At 61.7% G+C, this 2,219-nt stretch carries 1 protein-coding gene; it reads left to right on the forward strand.

Going from position 1 to position 2,219, the window contains the following annotated elements:
* On the forward strand, positions 1 to 2,219 hold a 2,219-nt coding region (locus AU511_RS16685; RefSeq protein WP_139829420.1), incomplete at both ends, for a condensation domain-containing protein.

Genomic DNA, 2,219 nt, shown 5'->3' on the forward strand with positions numbered 1-2,219 from the left:
TTAGGCGTGCCGGGCGAGCTGTATGTCGGCGGCGCCGGGGTGACGCGCGGCTACCTGAATCAGCCTGGGCTGACGGAAGCGCGATTCCCGCTCGACCCGTTCAGCGGTGAAGTGGGGGCGCGAATGTATCGCACCGGCGATCTGGGCCGCTGGCGGGAAGACGGCTCGGTGACGTATCTCGGCCGTAACGATTTTCAGGTGAAGATCCGCGGGTTCCGCATCGAACTTGGGGAAATCGAGAATCGATTGGCGGCGCATCCGCAGCTGGATAATGCCGTGGTAGTGGCGCGAGAGGACGGTGACCGAGGCACGCCGCTGGTCGCTTATTACATCCCGAACGCTTCGGCTGGCGTGGATGAACCCAGCGCACAGACGCTGCGCGATTTTCTGTTCCAGAGCCTGCCGGAGTATATGCTGCCAGCCGCCTATGTTCGTCTGGCGAGCTTGCCGTTGACCCAGAACGGCAAGTTGGATCGCCGCGCGCTGCCGTCGCCGGAGGCGGATGCGCGCGCCATGCGGACTTACGCCGCGCCGCAAGGGCCGGTAGAAGGCGCGTTGGCGCGGATTTGGGAAGACGTGCTGGATCTGCGGCAGGTCGGCCGCCATGACAATTTTTTTGCGCTGGGCGGCCACTCTATGCTGGCGGTCGGGCTGATGCGCCAGATGCGGGCGATCGGTCTGAATGCGGATGTCCGCGTGCTGTTTGAACAGCCGACGCTGGCGGCGTTGGCGGAGGCCGTCGGCGGCACGCATGATGTCACCGTGCCTGACAGCGCGATCCCGGCAGGATGTACGCGGATCACCCCGGCGATGTTGCCGTTGGCGGTGCTCTCACCAATCGAGATTGATCGGATTGTGTCGACGGTACCCGGCGGCGCGGCGGCCGTGCAGGATATCTATCCCCTCACGCCCCTGCAGGAGGGGCTGCTGTACCACTCTCTGACGTCTGAACGCCAGGATCCTTATCTGCTGCATATCCTGATGGCATTCGATAGCCGGGCGCGGCTGGATAAATTCATTCAGGCGCTAAATCTCGTCATGGCCCGTCATGATGTACTGCGTACTTCGATGTGTTGGGAAGGCGTCCATGAACCGATGCAGGTCGTGTGGCGTACGGCGACGCTGCCGGTGAGCCTCGTTGAACTCAACCCTCTCGGGGGATGTCCCGTCAATCAACTGATGAACGCACGGCCGGCCCGGCTTGAGATTGACTGCGCTCCGCTGCTGGCGGCGCAGATCGCTGAAGATCGGCCTAATGAACGGTGGCTGATGACCTTGTTGTATCACCACGTGGTGGATGACGCGACGTCGTTGCAACTGCTGGTCAACGAAGCGCTGGCCTTTTTGCAGGACGACGAAGACAAGCTGCCGACGCCATTCCAGTTCCGTGGCCATGTGGCGCAGGTGCTTCAGGGGCGTAACGTCACGATGGAGGAAGCGTTTTTCCGACGGCTATTGGGAACGGTGACGGAGCCGACGCTGCCGTACGGTTTGACGGATAATCAGCAGGACGGTCGCGAAATCCGCGAAGCGATTGCTCCATTGCCTGCCGAGCTTGTCGCCGCATTGCGTGAGCAGGGAAAAGTCCACGGCGTCGGCGTCGCCAGTTTGGTGCATCTGGCCTGGGGACGCGTGGTTAGCGTGCTCTCCGGCCGTGACGACGTGGTCTTCGGCACGGTGCTTATCGGGCGTCTGCGGGGCGGGGCGGAACAGGCGCTAGGTATGTTCATCAATACGCTGCCGCTGCGGATAACGCTGGCGGACTGTTCGGTGGCAGAGGCGCTTAGTCAAACGCACACGCGATTGGCCGGGCTATTAAGGCATGAACATGCGTCTCTTTCCCTGGCGCAGCGATGTAGCGGGGTCCCCGCCCCGACCCCTTTATTCAGCGCGCTGCTGAACTATCGTCATACCGATATCAATCCTCACGATAAGGTCATGACGTTGGCCGAGGGAATCGAAGTGCTGAGTGCGGACGAACGCACCAACTATCCTCTGTTGCTGAATGTCGACGATCAGGCGTACGGTCTTACTCTGACGGTGCAGTCCTCTTCGACGGTCAATGCCGCGCGGGTGGCCGACTATATGCAAACGGCGTTGGAAAATCTGACCCAGGCGCTGCGGGATGATGCAACTCAGCCTGTGTGTGCGGTAGACATTTTATCGGTCGCGGAACGGACGAAGGTCATCGCTGAAGGCGGCGACGTTAGTTCGACCCG

Source organism: Lonsdalea iberica (genome assembly GCF_002111585.1).
Lineage (GTDB): Bacteria > Pseudomonadota > Gammaproteobacteria > Enterobacterales > Enterobacteriaceae > Lonsdalea > Lonsdalea iberica.